The sequence below is a fragment of the Allokutzneria multivorans genome (assembly GCF_039537405.1).
Classification (GTDB): domain Bacteria; phylum Actinomycetota; class Actinomycetes; order Mycobacteriales; family Pseudonocardiaceae; genus Allokutzneria; species Allokutzneria multivorans.
The window spans coordinates 208193-232045 of sequence record NZ_BAABAL010000003.1 but is presented as its reverse complement, the minus strand read 5'-3'; the positions used below and the strand labels follow the sequence as shown (position 1 = coordinate 232045).

Genomic DNA, 23853 nt, shown 5'->3' with positions numbered 1-23853 from the left:
CGCATGAGCTTTTTTGGGTCAGGGATGACTCATTTTTCTGCCGATACATCACTGGAAGCATTCGAAATGGCGGTTTGAGCTGGCTTTCTCGCGCTTCGCCGGGGGCACGCGAAGTGGGTACGTCAGATATGAGATAGCGTCGGCGGCATGTCTGACAGCTCCGAACAGCTCTCCGCCTACCTGCGCCAGATCGGGCGCCTGGTCCGCGACTCCCGCAAGCACCGGGGCTGGACCCAGGCCCAGCTGGCCGAGGCGCTCGCCACCAGCCAGAGCGCTGTGCACCGGATCGAGCAGGGCAACCAGAACCTCAGCCTGGAGATGCTGACCAGGATCGGCGCGGCGCTGGACTCGGAGATCGTCACGCTCGGCCGCTCCGGCCCGATGCACCTGCGCGTCGAGGGCGGCCGGTCGCTCTCCGGCAGCATCACCGTGAAGACCAGCAAGAACGCCGGTGTCGCGCTGCTGTGCGCGGCGCTGCTGAACTCCGGCAGGACGACACTGCGCAAGGTCGCGCGCATCGAGGAGGTCAACCGGCTGCTCGAAGTCCTCGCCAGCATCGGCGTGCGCACGCGGTGGCTCAACGAGGACAACGACCTGGAGATCGTCCCGCCCGCGCAGCTCGACCTGGCGTCCATGGACGTCGCGGCGGCGCGCAGGACTCGCAGCATCATCATGTTCCTCGGGCCGCTGATGCACCACGAGACCGAGTTCGAACTGCCCTACGCCGGAGGGTGCGCGCTCGGCACGCGCACCGTCGAGCCGCACATGACCGCCTTGCGCCCCTTCGGTTTGGAGGTGAAGGCGGCTTCTGGCAGCTACCACGTCGAGGTCGACCGGTCACGCCGGCCGAGCCGCGCGATCGTGCTGACCGAGCGCGGTGACACCGTCACCGAGAACGCGCTCATGGCCGCCGCCGGGCACGACGGCGTCACGGTGATCCGCAACGCCAGCCCGAACTACATGGTGCAGGACCTGTGCTTCTTCCTCACCGAACTCGGCGTGCGCATCGAAGGCGTCGGCACCACCACGCTCACCGTGCACGGCCAGCCGCGCGTGCACCGCGACGTCGACTACTCGCCGTCCGAGGACCCCATCGAGGCGATGAGCCTGGTGACCGCCGCGATCGTCACCGGCTCGGAGATCACCGTCTGCCGCGTTCCGATCGAGTTCATGGAGATCGAACTGGCGCTCCTGGAGGAGATGGGCCTCGACTACGACCGCAGCGAGGAGTACCCGGCGGCGAACGGCCGCACCCGCCTGGTGGACCTGGTGGTGCGCCCGAGCAGCCTGCGCGCGCCCAACGACAAGATCCACCCGATGCCGTTCCCCGGGCTGAACATCGACAACCTGCCGTTCTTCGCTCTGATCGCGGCGACCGCGCAGGGGACCACGTTGATCCACGACTGGGTGTACGAGAACCGGGCGCTGTACCTGACGGAGCTGACGAAGCTGGGCGGGCGGGTGTCGTTGCTGGACGCGCACCGGGTGAACGTCGAGGGGCCGACTCATTGGTCGGGGGCGGAGGTTATTTGCCCGCCCGCGTTGCGGCCTGCGGTGGTGGTGTTGTTGGCGATGCTGGCCGCGAAGGGGACGTCGGTGTTGCGGAATGTTTACGTGATCAATCGGGGGTATGAGCAGTTGGCTTCTCGGTTGAATCAGCTGGGGGCTCGGATTGAGATTTTTCGGGATATTTAGCTTTCTTGGTTGGGGACGGTTGGGGTTTTTGGTCGGGGACGGCTGGGCTTCCAGCTTGCGCCGGTTCCAGCGTGGGGGTCGGCTTGACCTGGGGCCCCTTGCGCGTGCCGTCATGGGCCGGACGGGCACGGTGAAGGATCACCGGCCCACGCGGGCAAGCGTATGGCACGCGCACCCCAGGTAAAGCCGACCCGGCTTGTTTCGCGGCTCGCTTTAGTCTGGGGTTGCTTTTTCGGCGTGGTCGGCGCCTGGGGATTCATCCGTTAGAGCCATGATCCACTATTTAATCGGCGTAAAATAGGAGGTATGGACGAAGCTGACGTAAAAGCAGCCTACGCAGGTATCGCTCAAGCTATCGCGACATTCTCCGGTGTGCTGGTCGACTACCTCGCGGGGCTTGATTCTCGTGATCGTGAGTTCGCGGAGAACTTCATCGCCCCGGTCCTGAAGGTGTCGCCGGTCAAGGGTGCCCGGTTGATCGACCGTGCGACGGAGCTTGTGGAGCATCGTGTGGTGTTCAAGGCGATGGCCGAAGGCCGAATCGACGAGGGCAAGTCACTCATGATCCTCGACCTCCTCCGCACCCTCCCCATCGCTCAAGCCCTGGTCGTGGAGAAAGTCCTCGTCCCCCACGCCGAGACCAACACCTACTCCGCCACCCGTCAGTACGGGGTCCGCTACATCCACCGTATCGACCCCGAGGCCGCTGAGCGTCGTCATAAGGCCAAGCACAAGGCGCGGTTGGTGGAGAAGTTCAACCTGGAGGACGGCATGTCCTCCCTGAGGTTGACCATGACCGCCCACGACGCTGCCCTGTCCTACGACCGCATCGACCGCATCGCGAAGGCTCTGCCGAAGGACCGCCGGACCCTGGACCAGAAGCGCTCCGACGTGGCGAAGGACCTCCTGCACGGCAAGGAAACCGCCGCCCCGCAAGGCCAAACCATGGTCTACCTGACGATGCCCGTCACCTCAGCCCTCGGTCTCACTGACGAGCCGGGGATGCTCAACGGCTACGGCCCGCTCCCCGCACCCCTGGCGAGGGACATCGCAGCAGGCGGCATCTGGAAACGCATCCTCACCGACCCGAAGACCGGCATGGCCGAGGAGATCAGCAACATCTACCGCCCCACCGACAAACAACGCGAACTCATCGCCGCGAGATACCCCACCTGCACCGCCATCGGATGCAGGCAACCAGCACACCGCTGCGACCTGGACCACTGCTGCCCCTACAACGGCACCAACACCACCATCAAGAACCTGCGACCCAAATGCAGGCGTCACCATCGGATGAAGACCCACACCAACTGGTCCTGCGAAAACCGTGACGACGGCAGCCACGCGTGGACCACGCCTCGGGGGCACACCTACGAGACCGCGCCCGAGCCCATCGCCGAACCCGCACCCTTCTAGGGCCTGTCCTGTAAGTGGTTGCGCTGCGTATTCCGGTCACGGTGCTGCTGGGGGGTCGGGGTGTCTTCAAGACCACCAAACCCCCTGTTGATCATCGCCAACCGCCGCAAACCCAGCAGCCTCGCGAGGTTTGCCGTCGTTGAAGACCGCTGGGGCAGGGGTTTGTAGGTCTTGAAGACCGCCGAACCCGCGCCGTTCTAGAAGGCGCCCGGTCACATCAAAGCAGGGGATGGGTGTCTTCGAGACCACCCAAGACCACCCAGATCATCGTTGCGGTGCGGCTCAGAGGCCTTCCATCAGGTCGGTCTCGGTGATGCCGGGGCCGTGGCCCTCGCGGATGAACCACTCGGTGCCGAAGGCGTAGGCGAAACCGTCGTCGGGCATGGCGAGGAAGAACGAGTCCTCACTGATCTGGCTGGCGTGGGCGCGCATCGCGGCGCGCTTGGCCTCCAGGTACTTGGTGACGTCGACGGCGGCGGTGATCTCCGCCTCGGGCTTGCCGAACTGGCCCTCGGACTCGACGTCGGGCATGTCCACGTTCTCGGCTTGGGCGGCCATGGCGGCCATGCCTCGACGCATGTGGTCCTGGTTCATGGTGTTCTGGTAGACGCGCGGAGTGCCGGCGAGCTCGGCGGCGCGCTTGCCGACGCGGTGGACCTGGATGTGGTCGGGGTGACCGTATCCACCGTTGTCGTCGTAGATGGTGAGGACCTCGGCGCTCTCCTCGCGCAGGATGGCGGCGAGCTTGCGCGCGGCCTCCTCCACGTCCGCCGTCCAGAACGAGCCGGGGAAGTCGTTGGAGGGCTCGCCGATCATGCCGGAGTCCTTGTAGCCCAAGAACTCTACCCGATCAGCACCCAGGATCTCGGCCGCAGCGTGGGTCTCGGTGACGCGGCGCTGCCACAGCTGCTCCCCCTCGGCGAGGAAGCCGTCAGCGACCTCGCCCTGCTCACCCCGGGTCGCCACGACGAGCACGACGCGGTGACCCTCCTCGTGAGCCTTGCGCATGACACCGCCGCACCCGATGCACTCGTCGTCGGGGTGAGCGTGAAACGACACCAAAGTGGCCATGCGCTGACGCTACGCGATCTTCCCCCTGCTTTTCCCCGTGGGCTCCGCCTGTTCGTGTAATGGTCGGTCCTCCGGCACGGGAACTACCTTCGAGCTATCCCCTGCCGCACCGTCGAAAGGCACATTCGTGCTGCTGCAAAGCATCCTCGTCGTCGGCGGTACGGTGATCGCGAGCGTGGTCGCCGCCTACATCGTCACCAGGCTGGTGCCCTTCGAGTCCCGCTCCAAGTACAACGAGGTCTCCGGGCACTTCTTCGCCGCGTGCGGCGCTTTCTACGCCATCCTGGTCGCCTTCGTGGTGGTCGCCGTGTGGGAGGACCTCGGCGCCGCGCGGGCCAACACCTACGTGGAGGCGAACGCGCTCCCCGGCCTCTACTTCGCCTCGACAGCCTTCTCCGACAAGGACAAAGCGGCCTTCCAGGACATTGCGGTCTCCTACGCGAAGGCGGTGATCGTCGACGAGTGGCCGTTGCTGGCCCAGGGCAAGGGCAGCCCGAAGGTCGAGGAGGTCGCCAAGAAGATGCGCAGGGCGATCGTCCAGGTCGACGTGGAGGAACCCCGCCAGGAAGCCCTCTACAGCGCCATGATCGAGCGCGTCAACACCATCGGCAGCGCCCGGCGCGACCGGCTCAACGAGGCGGTGCCCTCGATCCCGAGCTTCTTCTGGGTGGGACTGATCATCGGCGGGGCGCTGCTGATCGGCTTCGCGCTGTTCTTCGGCACCGAGCGCTTCCTGCCGCACGCGTTGATGGTGGGCGTGCTGGCCATGCTCGTCTCGGCGTCGTTGCTGTTCACCCACCTCATGGACCACCCGTTCTCCGGAGCCGCCGCGGTCTCACCCGAGGCGTTCCGCGTCGCGCTGTCGCAGATGGGGCAACCGCTGCCCCTTCCGTAGAAAACCGTTCGAGGAGAAGGCACACATGTCCTGGAAACGACTGCTCGGCATCGCCGCGGCCGCCGCGATGATCCCGGTGCTCACCGCGAGCGCGGCCCCGGCCGCCCCCGCAGACGAGACGATCGTCGTGACCGCCAAGCGGTCCGTCCTCAGCCTGCCCGCCGTCCCCACGGTCGGCCTGTCCTTCCTCGGCGGCGGCGAGCTGCTGGACGAGGCGGGCGCGAAGGTCGGCGAGGGCTACTCCACCTGCACGGTCGCCAGGATCGCGCTCCCGGAGCTGACCTCCCACTGCACCAGCGCCTTCAGCCTGGCCAAGGGCGAGATCCACCTGTCCAGCCTGCGCACCTACACCGTCGGGGTGAGCAGCAGCTTCAAGGACTCGACGATGGCGGTGATCGGCGGGACCGGCGCCTACAAGGACGCCAGGGGCGAGGCGAAGACCGCGAAGCAGGGCGGCGCGCTGCTCGACCCGACCGCGCCGGTGTCCTACAAGTTCACCATCACGCTCAGTTCCTGACACCGACGAGAAGGTCCCCGTCGCACACCGCGGCGGGGACCTTGTCGTTGTCCACCAAGCGAAGCACACCGTCCTGCCACTGACCCGCCGCGAGCGGGAGCGTTGCCACGCACGGCACCGGGCCGCTCGTCCAGTCCAGCCGCCCAGCGATGGTGTCCACAGTGGACTTCGCGAGCACGTCGGCGACGGCCGCGCGGTCCTCGCCCTCGGTCACGGCATGCACGGCGACCTCCAGCAGCGCGTGTGCGAGCCCGAGCAGCGGCAACCACGGGCGACCGGTCTGGCGCTTGTAGTCCGCAGCAAGCTCCACCGGCGAAATACCGTCCACACTGGACACGTAGCGGTGGCCGGGCGCCCAGGCCACGACGGTGGCGACGCGGTCCAGCGCCGGGTTGTCCATGTCGAACGGGTAGGCCAGCCAACGGGAACACGTCACCAGGTTGGGGCGCAATCCTTCCCGGCCAGCGCGTTCCAGGAACCGCACGAGGTCGCCGGTGGTCGCGGCGCTGCTGACGACGTCCACATCGGACCGGAGCAACGCCTCGACCTGAACGGCGAAGTCGGACTCGGACTCCCGGTAGGCGCCCGCGTCCACCACGGCGTGGGATTTCACCGGCAGGAAGCCGAAAGAAGGGTCGCGCAGCGCTCGTCCTTGGGGCCCGTCGTTCCACAGCAGACCGACGGAGTCGCCCGCGTGACGCCACAGGTCAGCGAAGGTCGCGGCGATGTCGTCGAGGCCCCAGCAGAAGTGGAAGGTCCAGTCGAAGTCCCGATCGCGGCCGTAGCGGTAGACCTGCCAGGGCAGGGCGGTGGACACGCACGGGGTCCGCAACCGCTCGCAGGTCTCGGTGATCGCGGGCAGAACACTGGTCCCGCCGAGGCACACCACGAGGCGGACGCCCTCGCGCTCGATCAGCCTGCGCGTCGCGGCGCGCGCTCCCTCCACAGTGGACCGGCTGTCCGCCGTGACGAAGTCCAGCGAGGGGAACCGGGCGCGGAAGCGGTGCACGACGTGGTCGAGCGGATCGCCGAGCAGGGTGAGCCTGCCGGTCCGGGCCAGGACGACGCCGATCCTGCCGCGGTGGGACACACGAACTCCTCACAGCTGAAGCGAACGGGGCAGTCCCCCACCGGCTGGCGGGGGACTGCCCGTCGAACGCGTTGTTCGGTCAGTGGTCGCGGGTGACCACCAGTGTGCCCAAAGCACGCAGTTCCGCCGCGGGACGCGCCGCAGGAGTGACCGCGGCGAGTTCGGCGAACGCGCGGTTGGTCAGCTGCTCGGCCTGATCCCGCGCCCAGCCCCGCCCACCGGCCAGCTCGATCAGCTCGGCGGCGCGGGCCCGTTCGACCTCGGAGAGCGGTTGTTCCCTGAGGTAGAGCACGGCCAGCTCGCGCGCGGCCGGGGTGCCCGAGCTCAGCGCCGCCACCACGGGCAAGGACTTCTTGCCGTTGGCGAGGTCGGAGTGCACGGGTTTGCCGGTGCGCCTGGGATCTCCCCAGATGCCGAGCAGGTCGTCGGCGAGCTGGAAGGCCAGCCCGAGATGGTCGCCGAAGCCGCGCAGCGACCGCGTCTGCTCCGGTGTGCCACCGCCGAAGAGCGCGCCCAGCTGGGCGGAGCAGCCGAGCAGCGCGCCGGTCTTGCGCTCCGCCATGGCCATGCACTCCGCCAGCTCGACGTCGGCGCGGTCCTCGAAGGAGAGGTCCTTGCTCTGCCCGTCGACCAGGTCCATGACCGCCGTGGAGAGCACGCCGAGCGCCTGCTGCGTCGCACCGTGCTCGCTCTTGGCCAGCACGGCGAAGGCCGCCGTCAGCATCGCGTCCCCGGCCAGGATCGCCGCGTTGGAGCCGAAAACCCGGTTCGCCGTCGGCCGGTGCCTCCTGGTCAGGTCCCCGTCGAGCACGTCGTCGTGCAGCAGCGAGAAGTTGTGCACCAGCTCCACCGCCGCCGCCGCCGGGAGCGCCGCTTCGACGCAGTCGTACTCGTCGAAGGTGTCGCTGGTGACCGCCGCCGCCGACAGCAGCACCAGCGCCGGGCGCAGTGCCTTCCCGCCGTCCGCGCTCGTGGGCCTGCCGTGCTCGTCCCACCAGCCGAAGTGGTAGCCCGCGATGAGCGCCATCGACGGCGGCATCGCCTCGACCACCGCGCGCAGGGCGGGGTCAACCATGTTGCGGCTCCAGGCAAGCACGTCACGTGCCGACCTGCCCGCGGTCATCGCCTCGACCGTGGCCATGTCCGTCGCCCTCGCCCCGGCCCTCAGCGGCCGATCTCGACGTTCTCCAGGACACCGAGGGCGTCCGGGACGAGCACCGCCGCCGAGTAGTACGCGCTGACGAGGTAGGAGATGATCGCCTTCTCGTTGACGCCCATGAACCGCACGGACAACCCGGGCTCGTACTCGTCCGGCAGCCCGGTCTGGCGCAGGCCGATCACGCCCTGGTCCTCCTCCCCCGTGCGCAGCACCAGGATCGAGGACGTGCGCGACTCGGTGATCGGGATCTTGTCGCACGGCAGCAGCGGAACCCCGCGCCACGCCATGACCTGCTTGCCGTCGACGACGGTGCCCTCCGGGTAGAGGCCGCGCTTGTTGCACTCCCTGCCGAAGGCCGCGATCGTCTTGGGGTGGGCCAGGAAGTAGCGCGACTTGCGCCTGCGGCAGAGCAGCTCGTCGAGGTCGTCCGGGGTCGGAGGGCCGCTGTGGGTGGTGATGCGCTGCTTGAGATCGGCGTTGTGCAGCAGGCCGAACTCGCGGTTGTTGATCAGCTCGTGTTCCTGGAGCTCCTTGAGCGCCTCGACGGTGAGCCGCAACTGCTGCTCGGTCTGGTTCATCGGCTCGTTGTAGAGATCCGCCACGCGCGAGTGCACGCGCAGCACCGTCTGCGCCACGCTCAGCTCGTACTCGCGCGGCTTCAGCTCGTAGTCCACGAACGTGCCGGGCAGCTCGTACTCGCCGGACTCGCCCGCGGCGACGTCGATCGCGGCTTCGCCCTTCTTGTTCTGCGAGCGCTTGGGTGTGGTGACGTAGCGCTCGACCTGCTCGCGCAACGCCTCCGACTGCGCCATCAGGCGCTGGAACTCCTGTGCGGACAGGGTGAGCACGGTGCACGCGGTCGCGGCCTTCACCGTGTAGGACCACGGCGAGCTGTCCCCGGTGAGCACCTGGTCGCCGAAGTGGTCGCCGTCGACGAGGGTGCCGATGACGATCGGGTCGCCGTACTTGCCGGAGGCGACCTGGTTCACCTTTCCGTGCGCCACCAGGAAGATCTCGTCGGCTGCCTCGCCGTCGCGGACGATCGTGTCCCCGGCGGCGAACTCGCGCTGCTGGAAGCGGTCGGCGATCGCGCCGAGCACCTCCTCGTCCTCGAAACCGCGCAGCAGCGGCAGTTCGCACAACTCCGGCGGGACCACGCGGATGTCGGAACCGATGTTGCTGAAAGACAACCGGCCGTCGCCGACGGCGTAGGTGAGCCTGCGGTTGACGCGGTAGGCGCCGCCACCGGCCTCCACCCACGGCAGCACGCGCAGCAGCCACCTCGGCGTGATGCCCTGCATCTGCGGGACCGACTTGGTCGTCGTCGCGAGGTTGCGCGCCGCCGCCGTGCCGAGGCTGAGCTGCTTGGCCTGCGGTGTGCCGCCGATGTCCGTCTGTGTCACTGAAAAACACCACCGTTTTCTGTCCGCGCCGGATGAGCTGTCGCAAGGGCCGGATGAGCTGTCGCAAGGGAAGGGGCGTCCCCGCCGCCCTGGGGGAAGCGACGGGGACGCGGTCTCAGCTGTAGCGACCCAGCTCGACGTTCTCCAGGATGCCGAGCGCGTCCGGCACCAGGACCGCCGCCGAGTAGTAGGTGCTCACCAGGTAGGAGATGATCGCCTTCTCGTTGACGCCCATGAACCGCACGGACAGGCCGGGCTCGTACTCGTCGGGGATCTCGGTCTGGTGCAGGCCGATGACGCCCTGGTTCTCCTCACCGGTGCGCATCAGCATGATCGAGGACGTGCCGTTCTGGCTGACCGGGATCTTGTTGCACGGCAGGATCGGGATGCCGCGCCAGGACGGCACCTTGTTGCCGCCGATGTCCACGGCGTGCGGGTAGATGCCGCGGCTGTTGCACTCCCTGGCGAAGGCCGCGATCGCCTTGGGGTGGGCCAGGAACGCGCTCGGGTCCTTCCACACCGAGGACAGCAGTTCGTCCATGTCGTCGGGCGTCGGCGGACCGGAGTGCGTGTGCAGCCGCTGCTTGAGGTCGGCGTTGTGCAGCAGACCGAAGTCGCGGTTGTTGACCAGCTCGTGCTCCTGGCGCTCGCGCAGCGCCTCGACGGTGAGCCGCAACTGCTGCTCGGTCTGGTTCATCGGCTCGTTGTAGAGATCCGCCACGCGCGAGTGCACGCGCAGCACCGTCTGCGCCACGCTCAGCTCGTACTCGCGCGGCTTCAGCTCGTAGTCCACGAACGTGCTGGGCAGGTCGTACTCGCCGTCCTGGCCCGACGCGAGGTCTATCGCCGCCTCGCCGTGGTCGTTGTGCGGCTGGCCGAGCTTGGCGCGGAACTCCGCGACGTGGGCCTGCAACGCCTCGGACTGCTCGACGATGGCGTCGAAGGCGCTCTGCTGGAGCATCAGCACGGTGCAGGCGGTCTTCGCCTTGACCGTGTACTCCCAGATGTCACCGTCGGCGGCCAGGGTCTCGTCGCCGAAGTGGTCGCCGTCGGCGAGGGTGTCCAGCACGGTCTCATCGCCGTAGGCGCCGGCGCCGATCTTGGCCACCTTGCCGTGCGCGATCAGGAAGGCCTGGTCGGAGCGGTTGCCGAACTCCACGATCACATCGCCGGGCTGGTACTCGCGCTGTTCGAAGCGGTCGGCGAGGGCGATCAGCACCTCCTCGTCCTCGAACCCGCGCAGCAGCGGCAGCTCGCACAGCTCCGGCGGGATGACCCGGATGGTCGCCCCGGTGTTGGTGAAGGTGACCCGGCCGTCGCCGACGGCGTAGCTGAGCCTGCGGTTGACCCGGTAGGCACCACCGGCGGCCCGCACCCACGGCAGCACCTTGAGCAGCCAGCGCGAGGAGATGCCCTGCATCTGCGGGACCGACTTGGTCGTCGTCGCGAGGTTGCGCGCGGCGGCCGTCGCGAGGCTCTGCTGCGGGCTCGCGCCGTTGACCTCGCGCTCCGCCTGCACCGACTCGGTCACAACCGACACCACCAATCTCAGTCACTGGAACACGTCTAAGAAACCGGGAAATCCGGCAAGGCAGAAGAAAACGGATATCGGCACGCCAGGAATTGCGTGCGAAATACGATGTACCAACGGGTCCGAAGCTAGCATCGGACTTTCAAATCCGTACAGTCACCCGTGTCAGTGACTCGTGAACGCACGTCACAATACGGCTGTCCCGAGCACAACCACTCGTTCGACTGGCCCCGCCGCCGCCCGTTCCTGGGGGTATCACGGACAGCGACCGGGACGTTAGGACATGCGGGTGGACCGACGGGTGCCTGCCCACTCCGCCGAGCGGGTAACCGCTGGTCCGAGTGGGGGACGAGCGGTCACGGGGTGGCTACCGGAACCCCGGAGCCCCTGAGCAGGTCCAGCGCGCGGTGGGTGATTCGCCGCATGTTCGAACGCCCCCCGCTCTCCACCCAGGTCCGCACCGACACCTCGATCACGGTCATCGTATTGGCGGATGCCAAAGTCGCGGCCAGCTCCGCGCTTCGCCCGCCCATTCTCCGCGCGATTTCCGTCGCCAATTCACCGCGCCAGCGCGTGGTCTTGTCGTTGAGCCGAGCGCGGGCCGACGGCGTCCGCCACGCCAGCTCGTAGACGGCGATAATGCGGTCACCGGATTCGGCGACCGTGCGCAGGACGTAGTCGATCAGCTCGTGCAGCGCCCTCGGCACCGGCGCGTCCTCGGGCTGGGCGCGGAAGACCTCCAGCGCGTCGTCCAGCCGCTGCTCGACGAAGGTCAGCAGCAGCGCTTCCTTGGTCGCGTAGTAGCGGTAGAGGGTGCGCGGCCCGACCTCGGCGGCGGCGGCGATCTGCTCCATCGTGGTCGCGGCGAAGCCGTTGGCGGTGAACAGCTCGAAGGCGGTGTCGGCGAGCAGCTGCCGGGTGCGCTCCATCTTGGTCTCGCGAAGCCCCACGGCTGCCACCTCCTCCTCCGGCGTTCACCGGTGTTTCCAGGGGCGCGAAGGCTATCAGCGTTGCCACGGCGCCGATGACGATGGCAGTGTAGGTCACGTGGCAGTGGCTGCCACTTTGCGAAGGGAGTCGGCGATGACCGCGACCAGGGGAACCTTCCCCGTCGAGCGCGACCCGGCCTGTCCGCTCGACCCGGCGCCCGGGTACCGCGAGCTGCCGGAGCGCGTGTCCTCGGTGTCCTGCCCGATCGGCGTGGACGCGTGGGTGCTCACCAAGCACGAGGACATCAGGGCCGCGCTCGCCGACCGCAGGCTCAGCTCGCGCGGCGCGCCGTCCAACCACGTCGTCGCGGGCGCCGACCCGAACGAGCCGGTCGCGCCCGGCGTGCTGCTGCGGCTGGACGGTGCCGAGCACTCGCGGCTGCGCAAACTGCTGATCCCCGAGTTCACCGTGCGCCGGGTCGAGGCCCTGCGCCCGGCGATCGCGCGCCTGGTCGACGAGCACATCGACGCGATGCTTGCCAGCACCGAGCCGGTCGACCTGTACCGCGACTTCGCGCTTCCCGTGCCCTCGCTGGTGATCTGCGAACTGCTCGGAGTTCCTTACGCGGACCGGGATTCCTTCGAGAAGCAGAGCGCGCTGCTGGTCGGCGTCGACGGCGACCCGGAGGCCTTCGCAGGAGCCGCGATGCAGGTGCAGCAGTTCATGGCGCAGCTCGTGCTGTCCAAAATGGAGAGTCCGACGGACGACCTGCTCGGCAGGCTCATCCAGCGCGGCGCGGAGGCCGGGGCGAACCTGACCGTCGAGGAGCTGGTCTCGCTCGGCATCACCCTGCTCGTCGCGGGCCACGAGACCACCGCGAACATGATCGCGCTGAGCACGCTGACCCTGCTGCGCAGGCCGGAACAGCTCGCCTCGCTGCGCTCGGACCCCGACCTCGCGCCGGGCGCGGCCGAGGAGCTGCTGCGCTACCTGTCGATCGTCCACTTCGGACTGTTCAGGTACGCGACCGAGGACGTGGAGATCGGCGAGGAGACCATCCGCGCGGGCGAATGGCTCGTCGCGGCGCTGTCGGCGGGCAACCGCGAGGAGTCAGTTTTCCCCGACTCCGACACCCTCGACCTGACCCGCAACGCCCGCAGCCACTTGGCTTTCGGGCACGGCGTGCACCAGTGCCTCGGTCAGCAGCTGGCCCGCGTCGAGCTCCAGGAGGTCTTCACCCGGCTCTACTCGCGCATCCCCGGCCTGCGCCTCGCCGTGCCGTTCGAAGAGATCAAGTTCAAGCACGACGCGTTGGTGTACGGCGTCCGCTCACTCCCGGTCGCGTGGGACTGACCGCGCCGCCGTGAAGAACTCGCGGATGTCGTGCACCAGCAGGTCCGGAGCGTCCTGGGCGGCGTAGTGACCGCCGCGGTCGTACTCGTTCCAGGACAGGATGTCGTGGTGGTGCTCGGAGAAGACCCGGATCGAGGGGAGGTCGCCCGGGAACTGGGCGACTCCCACCGGGACGGTGGTGGGGCCGGGAGACGGCGTTTCGCGCGCGTAGTCGGCGTAGATCCGGATGGCCGAGCCCGCGGTGCCGGTGAGCCAGTGGATCATGACGTGGGTGAGGATCGCGTCGTTGTCCAAGCCGTGGTTGTGCATGGCCTGCGCGTTCCAGCCCAGCAGTCCGACGGGTGAGTCGGCCAGCGCGTGCGCGAGGGTCTGCGGCTGCTGGGCCTGAACGACTCCGTAGGCGGCTTCGTTGCTGGCGTAGTCCTGGAAGGCCTCCCAGGCCGCCTTGTCCTTCGGCCCCAGCTCCGCCACCCACTTCGGGTCATCGCTCGGCGGCGGGTCCCAGGTCTGCGTCACGTGCGCGCCGACAACGTGCTCCGGGGCGATGCGGCCCAGCTCGACGGAAATGCCTGAGCCCCAGTCGTTTCCGGCCGCGCCGTAGCGCTCGTGGCCGAGTCGCCGCATCAGCTCCGCCCACGCCGTGGCGATCCGCCTCGGTCCCCAGCCGCTGGCCGGGCCGGAGAACCCGGAGCCCGGCAGCGACGGCACCACGACCTCGAAGGCGATCGACGGGTCGAGGCCGTGCCGGCGCGGGTCGCTGAGCGGGCCGATCACGTCGAGGTACTCCGCGATCGAGCCGGGCCAGCCGTGGCTGAGCACCAACAGCAGCGCGTCCGGCTCCGGCGAACGCACGTGCAGAAAGTGGACGTTCGCGCCGTCGATGGTCGTCGTGTACTGCGGGTGCTCGTTGAACCGGGATTCCCATGCGCGCCAGTCGTAGTGGTGCCGCCAGTGCTCGACCAGCTCGCGCACCCTGGCGACGGGCACACCGTAGCTCGCGTCCTCAAGCCCGGGTGCCCACCGAGCGCGGTCGAGTCGGTAACGCAGGTCGGCCAGGGCCTCGTCGGAGATCTCGATCTTGTACGGCTTCATGTCGTGTCCTTGCCGAGGCTGTGGGCGCGGGCGTTCAGGTAGCGCACGTGGTGGATGTTGGTCGCGAGTTCAGCGGCTCGCAGGTAGGCAGCCCGCGCGGTGTCGGGCTCGCCAGCCAGTTCCAGGAGGTGGGCCCGGGCCGCGTGCAGTCGCCGATCTCGGGCAAGACGCGGGTCGTCCAAGGCATCGAGCAGCGCCAGCCCCGCCGTCGGCCCATCGGCCATGGCCACGGCGACGGCGTGGTTCAGCTCCACGACAGGGCTGGGCGAGACCTTCCGCAGGAGTCGGTAGAGGGCGACGATCTGCCGCCAGTCGGTGGCTTCGGAGCTCGGCGCCTCGTCGTGGATCGCGGCGATGGCGGCCTGCAACTGGTACTGGCCGACCTCACCCCGGGGCAGCGCCCGGGTGATCAGGTCCACGCCGCGCCGGATCGACTCGGCCTTCCACAGCCTGCGGTCCTGCTCGTGCAAGGGAACCAGCTCGCCGTGCTCGTTGAGGCGGGCCGGAGCGCGGGCGTCGGTCAGCAGCATCAGGGCCAGCAGACCGGCAACCTCGCCGTCCTCCGGCAGGAGCACTGCGGTGATCTCGGCGAGCCGGATCGCCTCCTCAGCCAGACAGGCTCGGTGCAGCTGCGGCCCCGATGTCGCCGAGTAGCCCTCGGTGAAGATCAGGTACAGCACGCGCAGCACCGCGTCGATCCGTTGGGGGCGCTCGGTTTCCGACGGCATCCGGAACGGCACACCGCTGTCCTCGATGGTGCGCTTCGCACGGGAGATCCGCCGGACCATGCTCGCTTCCGAGGTGAGGAAGCTCCTGGCGATCTCGGCGGTGGTCAGTCCGCCGACCGCGCGCAGCGTCAACGCGATCTGCGATGAGGGTGTCAGCGACGGGTGGCAGCACAGGGTCAGCAGGATCAGCGTGTCGTCCGCGTCGTCGGATGGGCTGTTCCACTCGCTGGGCAACTCGCGGCTCGCGGCCACGTCCTCACGTCGACGGCGGGCCTGCTCTGCGCGCAGCAGATCGATCAGCTTGCGCGAGGCGACCCGCAGCAGCCAGGCGTGCGGGTGCTCCGGGACGCCGTGCTCGCGCCACTGCCGCATCGCGACCAGGAGTGCTTCCTGGACGGCGTCCTCAGCGGCGTCGAAACGGCCGTATCGCCGCACGAGCGCGCCGAGGACCTGTGGGGCGAGCCGCCGCACCAGGTCCTCGAACGAGTCGTTGCCCATCGCGGATCAGTCGGTGTCGTAGTCAGCGCCCATGACCGGGCGGATCACCACGCCGGCGTCGGCGATCCGGCCCGGCGCCTTGTTGAGCCGGACGGCCAGCTCGGTGGCGCGGTCGAAGCTCACGCAGTCCACGATCCAGTACCCGGCGATGACCTCCTCCGTCTCGGCGAACGGACCGTCGGTGACCACGGGCACGCCGTCGCGGAGGCGGACCCTGCGCGCGAGCACCGGCGTGGCCAGACCCTGCGTATCGAGGAGTTCGCCGGAGGCGGCCAGCTCGCCGGTGAACTCGGCCAGGAACTCGCCGATCGCGTTCAGCTCCTCGGCGGAGGTGGCCGGTCCAGCCATCGAGTCGTAGTCCGGCTGCGAGCCGTAGACCAGGATCATGTACTTCATCTTCAGCCTCCCTGTGCCAGTCTGTTCGCAGGGAGAACGGGACCGCGCGCCGAGACCGGACATCCACCCCGTGTGAGCTAGGTCACCAGGCGGAGGAAGGCCTCCAGCACCGGGGAAACTCGGTCGGGGCGCCAGGCGGCCGACATGAGGGCCGGGGCGGTGGTGCCGGTCAGGCCGAGGAAGCGGACGTCCTCCGAGCGCAGGCGTTGCGCGGAGGCCGGGACCACCGCCACACCGATCCCACCGGCGACCAAGCCGACCACCGTCTGCATCAGCCACACCTCGCGCTGCACCACTCGCGGCGTGAAACCGTTGGCGGAGCACGATTCCGTGATGATCGCGTGCAGTCCGGGCATGCGGTGGCGGGTCGGCAGGACGAAGTTCTCCTCCGCCAGCTCCTTCATGTCCACAGTGGACTCCCCCGCCAGGCGGTGCGCCTGCGGGACGGCGAGCACCAACGGGTCCTCGGCGAGGCAACGGGTGCTGAGCGCGGGATCGGCGAAGCCGCGCGCGAGGTAGCACAGGCCGATGTCGATGCGGTGCTCGTGCAAGGAGTCCAGCACCTCGTCGGGCCGCATCTCGTTGAGGTACAAGGTGATCTCGGGGTGGCTCGCCTTGAAATCGCGCAGGATCGGCGGCAGCACCTCCAGCGCGGCGGAGGGCACGAAGCCCAGGGCCAGCCTGCCGACGGTGCCCGTGCCGACGGAGCGCACGAGCTGGCCGGCCTGGTCGACCGAGCCGAGGATGCGGCGGGCCTCGTCGTAGAGCAGGGCGCCCGCGTCGGTGAGCCGGACCCCGCGCGAGGAGCGGTCGAGCAGGCGCACGCCCAGCTCCTTCTCCAGCTTGCGCAGCTGCACGCTGAGCGGGGGTTGGGCCATGCGCAGCCGCTCCGCCGCCCTGGTCAGGTTCAGCTCCTCAGCGACCACGACGAAGTACCGCAGGTGCCGCAGTTCCATACGCGAAGAATATGGTGGGTTCATGCGCGCGTTCCGCTACGAGTCCCTGCCCGGTCGTGTCGTGTTCGGCGAGGGCAGCGCGGAGACCGTGGCGGAGGAGATCAGCGGGCAGCGCGTGCTCGTGCTGGCCACGCCGCGCGGACTCCCGCTGGCTCGCCGCATCGCCGAACCGCTCGGAGACCGCGTGGTCGGCGAGTTCACCGAGGTGCGCGAGCACGTTCCGGTCGCCGTCGCGCTGCACGCGCGCTCGCGGGCGCGGGAGCTGCGCGCGGACTGCCTGCTCGCGGTCGGCGGAGGGTCCACCGTGGGCACCGCGAAGGCGATCTCGTTGGAGCTGCGGCTTCCCATCGTCGCGGTGCCGACCACGTACGCGGGCTCGGAGATGACACCCGTGTGGGGCATGACGTCCTCGGAGGGCAAGCAGACCGGGCGGAGCCTGGACGTGCTGCCGTCGGTGGTGATCTACGACCCCGCGCTGACCGCGAGCCTGCCTCGCGCGCTGACCGTGACCAGTGCGATGAACGCGATGGCGCACAGCGTCGAAGGCGTCTACGCGGCGGGGGCCAATCCGATCAGTTCGCTGATGGCGGCGGAGAGCGTCCGCGCTCTGGCGGCAGGCTTGGCGGATTCCTCGGCGGAGTCGCTGCTGTACGGGGCCTACCTCGCGGGCGCGGTGTTCGCGGTGACGGGATCGGGGCTGCACCACAAGATCTGCCACGTGCTCGGCGGCGCGTACGACCTGCCGCACGCGGCGACGCACTCCGTCGTACTGCCGCACGTCGCCGAGTACATGGACGGCCCCGCGCTCGCCCCGATCGCCGCCGCGCTCAACGCTTCCACCGCCGCGTCAGGCCTGCGCGAGTTGGCGCACCGCGTGGACGCCCCCACATCGTTGGCTTCCCTCGGCTTCCCTCCTGCGAAGCTCGCCGAGGCCGCCGCGCTCGTCGCCGCCCAGTCCCCTGTCCCCGAGCCTGACATCCACGCCCTCCTTGCCGCGGCCCTGTGAGGGTCAGGTGGGGAGGGATTTGATGCGCGCGAGAATGGCTTCGCAGGCCTCGCCGAACGCCTGGAGCTGTTGGGAGGTAAGGGCGTCCACGAAGGCTTCGCGGACGTTGGCGACGTGCAGCGGGGCGGCGGCCTCGATCGCGGCGCGGCCGGTTTCGGTGAGCACGACGTCGGAGTAACGCGTGTCCTTGGAGCACTGCTGCCGCTCGACGAGGCCGCGCTGCGCCATTCTGCTGAGCTGGTGGGAGATGCGGCTCTTCTCCCACTGCGTCGCCTCGCCCAGCTCGTAGGCGCGCATCCGCCCGTGCGATGACTCGGAGAGCTCGACGAGGATGCGGTAGTCGGCCGGGGACAGCCCGGCCTCGCGCTGGAGGCTCGCGCCGAGGCGGGAGTTGAGCATCGTCTCCATCGCCTTGAAGGCGCGCCACGCGCGTTGCTGCTCCTCGGTCAACCACTCGGGTCCGCTCACCCGTCCAGCCTACCCCTCAGATTGACGTGTCACCCTGGCGGAGCTACGTTCAGGTTGATACGTCAATCCGAAGGAGCGGGGTCATGGGCGAGCAGAAGATCATCGCGGTCACCGGCGCCACGGGCGCGCAGGGCGGCGGCATCGCGAGGGCGATCCTGGCCGAGCCGGAGTCCGGCTTCACCGTGCGGGCGCTGACCAGGGACCCCGATTCGGCCGCCGCCAAGGAACTGGCCACACTGGGCGCCGAGGTCGTGCGCGCGGACTTCACCGACGAGGCCAGCGTGCGCGAGGCCTTCGAGGACGCGTACGGCGCCTACCTGGTGACGAACTTCTGGGCGCACGGCTCGGCCGACAGGGAGCGCGCGGAGGTCGAGGTCCTGGTCCGCGCGGCGAAGGCGGCCGACCTCCAGCACGTGGTCTGGTCGACGCTGGAGGACACGCGCGAGCTGCTGCCGGTGAGCGACGCGCGGATGCCGGTGCTCCAGGAGCACTACAACGTGCCGCACTTCGACGTGAAGGGCGAGGCCAACAAGCTGTTCACCGAGGCGGGCGTCCCGACGACCTTCCTCAACACCACCTACTACTTCCAGGGCTTCGTGGAGTACTTCCCGCCCAAGCGCGGCGAGGACGGCGTGATCACGCTGGCCCTGCCGCTGGAGGACGGCAAGCTGCTCGCCGGGGTGGACTCCGAGGACATCGGGCGCACCGCCTGGGAGATCCTCAAGCGCGGCAAGGAGTTCGTCGGCCGCACGGTCAGCATCGCCGGCGAGCACCTGACCGGCGCGCAGTACGCGGAGAAGTTCGCGCAGGCGCTCGGCGAGCCGGTGCGGTTCCAGTCGATCCCCTACGACACCTTTCGCACCTTCGAGTTCCCGGGCGCAGTGGAGATCGCCAACATGTTCCAGTACTACGGCGACTTCGACGCCGAGTTCACCGGCGCCCGCGACCTGGCCGCCGTGCGCGCGCTGAACCCCCGGCTCAAGGACTTCTCGACCTGGCTGAACGCGAACACCTCGGCCTTCCGCGAGTCCTGACCGGATCGACGTTTTTGATCTTGACGTGCGGCGCGCGGCGGGGACCGCTTTGCTGAGGGATGTCCGAATTGTCGCACTTTCCCAGGGAGTCCCCGTGCGTTCCGCCGCCGCCGCCGTCCTGACCGGTCTCACCCTCGCCGCCACCGCCGTGCTCGCCCCCGCCGCCGCAGCAGCGGTCCCGACCTCCTTGTCCACCAAGGGTTTCCTCAGCAGGGACAGCTCTCAGCCACTGTGGGCGGCAACGGTCACGCTGACCTCGACGCTCGCCGAGAAGGGCACCACCAAGCGGGTGGCGGGCGAGAAGATCACCTTCACCAGCACGTGGGACAACGGCGCGCTCTGCGAGGCCGTCACCACCGCGTCGGGCATCGCGAGCTGCTCCGCCGAGATCACCGACGAGCGGACCCTCGTCAGCATCCAGTCCAGCGACGGCTACCGGGCCACCTTCACCGGCTCGGCGGGCCACGCGGCCGTGCAGACCCCCGGCTCGGCGAGGTGGGCCCACTAGCGCCTGTCCTGTAAGTGGTTGCGCTGCGTGTTCCGGTCACGGTGCCGCCAGGGGTTGGGGTGTCTTCAAGACCACCAAACCCCGCTGCTGATCATCGCTAACCGCCGCAAACCCTGCGGCCGTGCGGGGTTTGCCGTCGTTGAAGACGGCTGGGGCGGGGGTTGGGTGGTCTTGAAGACCTGCAAACCTGACGACTTGCAGGACAGCGCCTAGAAACTGAGTTCGACGATGAGGGCTGGGTGGTCGGTCGTGCCGCCCATCCCCATCGTGGAGCTCTTGACGAAGGTGAACTTCGTCGAGGCGAACACGTGTTGCAGGCCGCCGTCGCCCTTGCGGTAGAAGCCTGCGCGGTTGCAGGCCTGCGCGTCCGGATTTCCCTTGTGGCGCAAGTTCATGTCGCCGGAGAACAGCGCGGGCGCGGTGCGCGCGTAGCCCTCGACGCGCCCCATCAGCTCCTTGCACTGCGCGAGCGCGACCGGGCCGTCCCACGCCGACAGGTGCGTGGTGCACGCGCTGATCCGCCCGGCTGGCAGGCACCCCCAGCTGCGCTTCTCCGAGCGGCTGTCCTGCTGGGTGAAGACTCCGCTCTGCCCGGCCGACGAGCCCGCGAGCGCGCTCACCACGAGGATCGCGTTGCCGTAGTCCTGGCCGTTCTTGCACTTCACCGGGTTGCCGTCGCGGCGGGCGGCGACGAACAGCGACTTCACCGCGCCCATCGCGGCGCCCAGCGGGGCGAGGTCGCCGGAGCAGCTCTCGTTGAGGGACAACACCTGCGGCTTGACCGAGGCGATCACCTCCTTCGCCTTGGCCATCACCCGGTCGCCGGTGAAGCACGAGGCGGAGCCGCCGTGGCAGAGGTTGAGCTGGAGGACCTTGACCGGCGTCGCGGCGGAGGCGGCCGGGGTCGTTGCCGCGCCGACCGCGAGGGTGGCCACGAGGACGCTCAAGATCTGCCGGGTGCGCATGGGACCTCCTGCGTGAAGTGGTGACGAGAATGCTCTCCCAAACGTGAATCTTTGGCAATTTCATGCTCTGTGCTGGTAGAACTTTCCGGTGAGCTGGACAATGCGCGCGGTGGACCTGGCGGACGGCCGAGTGGCTGAGGCCGTGCACCGGATCGGGCTGCGCGCCTACCGCGTCGAGGCGGAGCTGATCGGTTTCGACGGGATTCCCGCGCTGCACGAAACGCTGGAGGAGATGCGCGCCGAACCGCTGCGCTGGCTCGGCGCAGTCACTGCCGACGGTGCGCCGATCGCGTTCCTGGCCTGGCAGCGCACGGCCGAAGGAGAAGTCGACATCGACCGGCTGTGCGTCGATCCGGACTGGTTCCGCAAGGGCCTGGCCAGCGCGCTCGTCGACGAGGTGCTGCGCGAGGACGGGCCGGTCGTCGTGTCGACCGGGGCGGCCAACGCGCCCGCGATCACCCTCTACGAGCGCAAGGGTTTCGTGCGCACCGGCACCTTCAGCCCGGCGCCCGGACTCGATCTCGCGACATTCCGGCTCGACCGTGCTTGATCGCGCTTGACCTTGTCGTTGGCGGCAGGGTTGGACGATCGTCGGCATGAGCAGAACAGTCCTGGTCACCGGGGCCGGAACGGGTATCGGCCGAGCCACCGCGTTGCACTTCGCCGAGCACGGCGCGAACGTCGTGATCGTCGGCAGGCGGGCCGAACCGCTCGCCGAGGTCGCCGCGCACAACGGCTCGATCCACCCCGTCTCCGCCGACATCACCGACCCCGGCGCGCCGGAGCGGATCGTGGCGGAGGCAGTTGCGCGTTTCGGCGGGCTCGACGTGCTGGTGAACAACGCGGGGATCGTCCGCAACGAACTGATGGGCTCGATCACGCCGGAAGCCGTCGCCGCGCAGCTGGCCACGAACTTCGTCGCCCCGGTCCTGCTGACACAGGCCGCCGTGCCGCACCTGCGCCGCGACAACGGGGTCGTGGTCAACGTGTCCACCGCAGTAGCGCTGCGCGGCTGGCCGACGAGTTCTGTATACGCGGCAACGAAAGCGGCCGTGGACACGTTCACCCGGAGCTGGGCGGTCGAGCTGGCTCCGCAGGGCATCCGCGTGGTCGGCGTGGCGCCCGGCGCGATCGACACGCCGATCGCCGAGCACCAGGGCCTGTCCCCCGAGCAGCGCGCGGCGACGCGGGCCTGGCAGATGGAGCACACGCCGCTGAAGCGCGTCGGCACCGCCGAGGAAGTAGCGTGGGCGATCGCCGGGCTGGCCTCGCCGAACGCGAGCTTCGTGACCGGCGTCGTGCTGCCGGTGGACGGCGGTGCCGTCGTGGCGTGAGCGTGCTGGAGGGGCGATGCGGATCGGCGAGCTGGCCGAGGCGACCGGGGTCACGCCCCGCGCGCTGCGGCACTACGAGGAGGCCGGACTGATCAGCTCGCGCAGGCTCGCCAACGGCTACCGGGACTACCCGGAGTCCACTGTGGACCGAGTGCGCAACATCCGGTTGCTGGTGGACTTCGGGCTCACCCTGGAGGACGTGGAGTTCTTCGTCGGCTGCCTGGACGGCGATCTGCTGGCGGCGCCGCCGTCCCCCGCCGCGCTGGACGTGGTTCGGCGGCGCCTCGACGTGCTGGAGCAGCGGATCAGCACCCAGGTCTCGCAGCGCGACCGGCTGCTGGGGGCCTTGGGGCGCTTCAGTCCTGCGTCGGGAACCACTCGCCGTGAAAGCCCGCGGGCACCCGAACCGGAAGGTGCACAACGGCAACCGGCTCCGCGCTGAGCGTTCCCGCGTCGAGCACGACCAGGTCCGTGCGGTCGCGCTCGCCGTCGTGCACCAGGCTCATCAGCCAGCCGTCGTCCTCGGCGGAATCGTTGGCGCGCGGGATGAAAACGGCTTCACCCGCGAAGCGCGACGGGCCGAAGTCGTGCACCTGCGTGGTCTTGGCGACGCGGTCGTGCTTGGCGATCCCGCGCCCGGCGAGGTTGCCGACCTCGCCGTGGTGCAGCGCGACCCCGTAGCTGTAGCGGTGCTCGGCGCCGATCCTGCGCTCGTCGATCCTCGGGAACTCGCCCGCGAGATCGTCGATCTGTTCACTGTGGACGGTTCCGGCCTTGAGGTCGAACGTCCAGCGCCACAGCGCGGGCGCCACCTCAAGCGGCTTCCACCACGCCGAGTCGAACACGCGCTCGTGCCGGAACGCTTCCAGGACAACGCGATCGCCGTCCTCGTAGGCGTTGGCCGTGTGGTAGACGAAGCACGGCTCGATCTCGAACCAGCGGATGTCCGCGTTCGTGCCGTAGCGCGGCATCAGGCCAATCCGCGAGCGGCGGCCCTGCTGCCAGACGTACGGGTAGAACCCCAGCTTCGCCGCGTCCGGGTTGAAGGTCACCGGCAGGTCGTAGATCACCACGTGGTTCGCGGTGAGCGCCGTGTCGTGGATCATCGGCTTGTCGTCGATCTCGATGCGTTCGACACCGGTCACGGCGCCGTCCGCGCCGACCACGACGAGCTGCCCACCGTTCTCCGCCGCCGAGTAGGTGACCGCGAACAGCTCCCCCGTGTTCGGGTCGCGCTTGCTGTGCGCGGCGTACCCGTGCGGCAGCTTGCCCTCGAAGTCGTTGTAGGACACCGTCGCCAGCTGCTCGTCGAGCACCACCGGCAGCGCTCCCGCCTCCGAGACCGCCATCAGCTTGCCCGCGTGCCGGATCACGTGGGTGTTCGCCGTGTCGTGCGCCGCCGTCGTCGCGCCGAGCACCGGGACCTCGCCCAGCTGTCCGCTGACGCTCGGCACGCGGACCCAGCGGTTGCGGTACCACTGCGCCTGCCCGTCGCGCAGGCGCAGCCCGTGCACCATGCCCGAGGCCATGAAGGGGTGGTAGTGCACCGGGTCCATGTCGCCGATCGCGTTGGGCCCGATCCGCAGGTAGCGGCCGTCCAGTTCGTGCGGCAGCGCTCCGGTGATCTCCAGGTCGTACGCCGTCGTCTCCACGTCGGCGGGCCCCTGGTTCCCGGTCAGGTAGGGGTTCTCCACTGGTGCGAGGGTCATCGCCGTCCTCCATAACGCTGTTTTGAATGAACCGTAACAGCGTTTCGGCGCCGCGACAAGAGCGGGGAACCGGTCCGCGACCGATGCCCCGCTCTCGTC

At 69.0% G+C, this 23853-nt stretch carries 24 protein-coding genes; 11 read left to right on the top strand and 13 right to left on the bottom strand.

What is annotated here, in order from left to right; genetic code table 11:
- Positions 1-147 precede the first annotated feature (147 nt).
- On the top strand, positions 148-1695 hold the full coding sequence (locus ABD798_RS01315; RefSeq protein ID WP_344870565.1) for a helix-turn-helix domain-containing protein: 1548 nt from the start codon (positions 148-150) through the stop codon (positions 1693-1695).
- Between the two features lie 372 nt (positions 1696-2067).
- Complete coding sequence (locus tag ABD798_RS01310) at positions 2068-3111, top strand: HNH endonuclease signature motif containing protein (protein WP_344870564.1); 1044 nt, start codon at positions 2068-2070, stop codon at positions 3109-3111.
- Positions 3112-3393: 282 nt separating this feature from the next.
- Here ABD798_RS01310 and ABD798_RS01305 read toward each other — a convergent pair whose 3' ends face one another.
- A complete protein-coding gene (locus ABD798_RS01305; protein ID WP_344870563.1) occupies positions 3394-4182 on the bottom strand; it encodes a PIG-L family deacetylase in 789 nt (262 codons plus the stop codon).
- Between the two features lie 127 nt (positions 4183-4309).
- On the opposite strand from ABD798_RS01305, the gene ABD798_RS01300 reads away from it, so the two are divergent.
- Together ABD798_RS01300 and ABD798_RS01295 are read left to right on the top strand one after the other, a co-directional pair.
- Positions 4310-5077 carry a bestrophin-like domain gene (locus tag ABD798_RS01300; RefSeq protein ID WP_344870562.1) on the top strand — a complete coding sequence of 256 codons (768 nt, stop codon included), beginning with the start codon at positions 4310-4312 and terminating at the stop codon, positions 5075-5077.
- 25 nt (positions 5078-5102) lie between these two features.
- Positions 5103-5594: an allene oxide cyclase barrel-like domain-containing protein gene (locus tag ABD798_RS01295; protein ID WP_344870561.1), complete on the top strand. Its 492-nt coding sequence runs from the start codon at positions 5103-5105 to the stop codon at positions 5592-5594.
- Here ABD798_RS01295 and ABD798_RS01290 read toward each other — a convergent pair.
- The 5 genes from ABD798_RS01290 to ABD798_RS01270 form a co-directional block, all read right to left on the bottom strand.
- Positions 5584-6684 (bottom strand): ABC transporter substrate-binding protein, encoded by a 1101-nt coding sequence (locus ABD798_RS01290; protein ID WP_344870560.1) that lies wholly within the window; start codon positions 6682-6684, stop codon positions 5584-5586. The two genes, ABD798_RS01295 and ABD798_RS01290, sit on opposite strands and share 11 nt — an antisense overlap.
- A gap of 79 nt (positions 6685-6763) precedes the next feature.
- On the bottom strand, positions 6764-7825 hold the full coding sequence (locus ABD798_RS01285; RefSeq protein WP_344870558.1) for a family 2 encapsulin nanocompartment cargo protein polyprenyl transferase: 1062 nt from the start codon (positions 7823-7825) through the stop codon (positions 6764-6766).
- 23 nt (positions 7826-7848) lie between these two features.
- The gene (locus ABD798_RS01280) at positions 7849-9246 is read right to left on the bottom strand and encodes a family 2B encapsulin nanocompartment shell protein (protein WP_344870557.1); all 1398 of its coding nucleotides are present in this window, start codon (positions 9244-9246) and stop codon (positions 7849-7851) included.
- A gap of 115 nt (positions 9247-9361) precedes the next feature.
- Positions 9362-10777 carry a family 2B encapsulin nanocompartment shell protein gene (locus ABD798_RS01275; RefSeq protein WP_344870556.1) on the bottom strand — a complete coding sequence of 472 codons (1416 nt, stop codon included), beginning with the start codon at positions 10775-10777 and terminating at the stop codon, positions 9362-9364.
- 356 nt (positions 10778-11133) lie between these two features.
- Positions 11134-11727, bottom strand: coding sequence for a TetR/AcrR family transcriptional regulator (locus tag ABD798_RS01270; RefSeq protein WP_344870555.1), 594 nt, complete (start codon positions 11725-11727; stop codon positions 11134-11136).
- 133 nt (positions 11728-11860) lie between these two features.
- On the opposite strand from ABD798_RS01270, the gene ABD798_RS01265 reads away from it, so the two are divergent.
- Positions 11861-13060 carry a cytochrome P450 gene (locus ABD798_RS01265; RefSeq protein WP_344870554.1) on the top strand — a complete coding sequence of 400 codons (1200 nt, stop codon included), beginning with the start codon at positions 11861-11863 and terminating at the stop codon, positions 13058-13060.
- Here the strand turns inward: ABD798_RS01265 and ABD798_RS01260 are convergent.
- From ABD798_RS01260 to ABD798_RS01245, 4 genes are all read right to left on the bottom strand, one after another.
- Positions 13037-14152: an epoxide hydrolase family protein gene (locus ABD798_RS01260; RefSeq protein WP_344870553.1), complete on the bottom strand. Its 1116-nt coding sequence runs from the start codon at positions 14150-14152 to the stop codon at positions 13037-13039. The two genes, ABD798_RS01265 and ABD798_RS01260, sit on opposite strands and share 24 nt — an antisense overlap.
- Entirely contained in the window at positions 14149-15378 is a 1230-nt protein-coding gene (locus ABD798_RS01255; protein WP_344870552.1) for an RNA polymerase sigma factor, read from the bottom strand. Before ABD798_RS01255 ends, ABD798_RS01260 begins: the two co-directional genes overlap by 4 nt.
- Before the next feature lie 6 nt (positions 15379-15384).
- On the bottom strand, positions 15385-15774 hold the full coding sequence (locus tag ABD798_RS01250) for a YciI family protein (protein ID WP_344870550.1): 390 nt from the start codon (positions 15772-15774) through the stop codon (positions 15385-15387).
- 77 nt (positions 15775-15851) lie between these two features.
- Positions 15852-16730, bottom strand: a complete 879-nt coding sequence (locus tag ABD798_RS01245; protein WP_344870549.1) for a LysR substrate-binding domain-containing protein — start codon at positions 16728-16730, stop codon at positions 15852-15854.
- A 22-nt stretch (positions 16731-16752) separates the two neighbouring features.
- Between ABD798_RS01245 and ABD798_RS01240 the strand changes: the two genes are divergently transcribed.
- Positions 16753-17736, top strand: a complete 984-nt coding sequence (locus tag ABD798_RS01240) for a maleylacetate reductase (RefSeq protein ID WP_344870548.1) — start codon at positions 16753-16755, stop codon at positions 17734-17736.
- A gap of 3 nt (positions 17737-17739) precedes the next feature.
- Here ABD798_RS01240 and ABD798_RS01235 read toward each other — a convergent pair whose 3' ends face one another.
- The gene (locus ABD798_RS01235) at positions 17740-18204 is read right to left on the bottom strand and encodes a MarR family winged helix-turn-helix transcriptional regulator (protein WP_344870547.1); all 465 of its coding nucleotides are present in this window, start codon (positions 18202-18204) and stop codon (positions 17740-17742) included.
- Between the two features lie 83 nt (positions 18205-18287).
- On the opposite strand from ABD798_RS01235, the gene ABD798_RS01230 reads away from it, so the two are divergent.
- Both ABD798_RS01230 and ABD798_RS01225 read left to right on the top strand, forming a co-directional pair.
- The gene (locus ABD798_RS01230) at positions 18288-19238 is read left to right on the top strand and encodes an NmrA/HSCARG family protein (RefSeq protein WP_344870546.1); all 951 of its coding nucleotides are present in this window, start codon (positions 18288-18290) and stop codon (positions 19236-19238) included.
- Between the two features lie 94 nt (positions 19239-19332).
- Positions 19333-19746: a hypothetical protein gene (locus tag ABD798_RS01225; RefSeq protein WP_344870544.1), complete on the top strand. Its 414-nt coding sequence runs from the start codon at positions 19333-19335 to the stop codon at positions 19744-19746.
- A 209-nt stretch (positions 19747-19955) separates the two neighbouring features.
- On the opposite strand, the gene ABD798_RS01220 is transcribed toward ABD798_RS01225, so the two are convergent.
- On the bottom strand, positions 19956-20711 hold the full coding sequence (locus ABD798_RS01220) for an endonuclease/exonuclease/phosphatase family protein (RefSeq protein ID WP_344870543.1): 756 nt from the start codon (positions 20709-20711) through the stop codon (positions 19956-19958).
- 88 nt (positions 20712-20799) lie between these two features.
- Between ABD798_RS01220 and ABD798_RS01215 the strand changes: the two genes are divergently transcribed.
- The 3 genes from ABD798_RS01215 to ABD798_RS01205 are packed head-to-tail and all read left to right on the top strand — an operon-like array spanning position 20800 to position 22487.
- A complete protein-coding gene (locus ABD798_RS01215; RefSeq protein WP_344870541.1) occupies positions 20800-21261 on the top strand; it encodes a GNAT family N-acetyltransferase in 462 nt (153 codons plus the stop codon).
- Between the two features lie 46 nt (positions 21262-21307).
- Positions 21308-22045 carry an SDR family NAD(P)-dependent oxidoreductase gene (locus ABD798_RS01210; RefSeq protein WP_344870540.1) on the top strand — a complete coding sequence of 246 codons (738 nt, stop codon included), beginning with the start codon at positions 21308-21310 and terminating at the stop codon, positions 22043-22045.
- A 16-nt stretch (positions 22046-22061) separates the two neighbouring features.
- Positions 22062-22487 (top strand): MerR family transcriptional regulator, encoded by a 426-nt coding sequence (locus tag ABD798_RS01205; RefSeq protein ID WP_344870539.1) that lies wholly within the window; start codon positions 22062-22064, stop codon positions 22485-22487.
- Here the strand turns inward: ABD798_RS01205 and ABD798_RS01200 are convergent.
- Complete coding sequence (locus ABD798_RS01200; protein ID WP_344870538.1) at positions 22402-23754, bottom strand: carotenoid oxygenase family protein; 1353 nt, start codon at positions 23752-23754, stop codon at positions 22402-22404. The genes ABD798_RS01205 and ABD798_RS01200 overlap by 86 nt on opposite strands.
- Positions 23755-23853 lie beyond the last annotated feature (99 nt).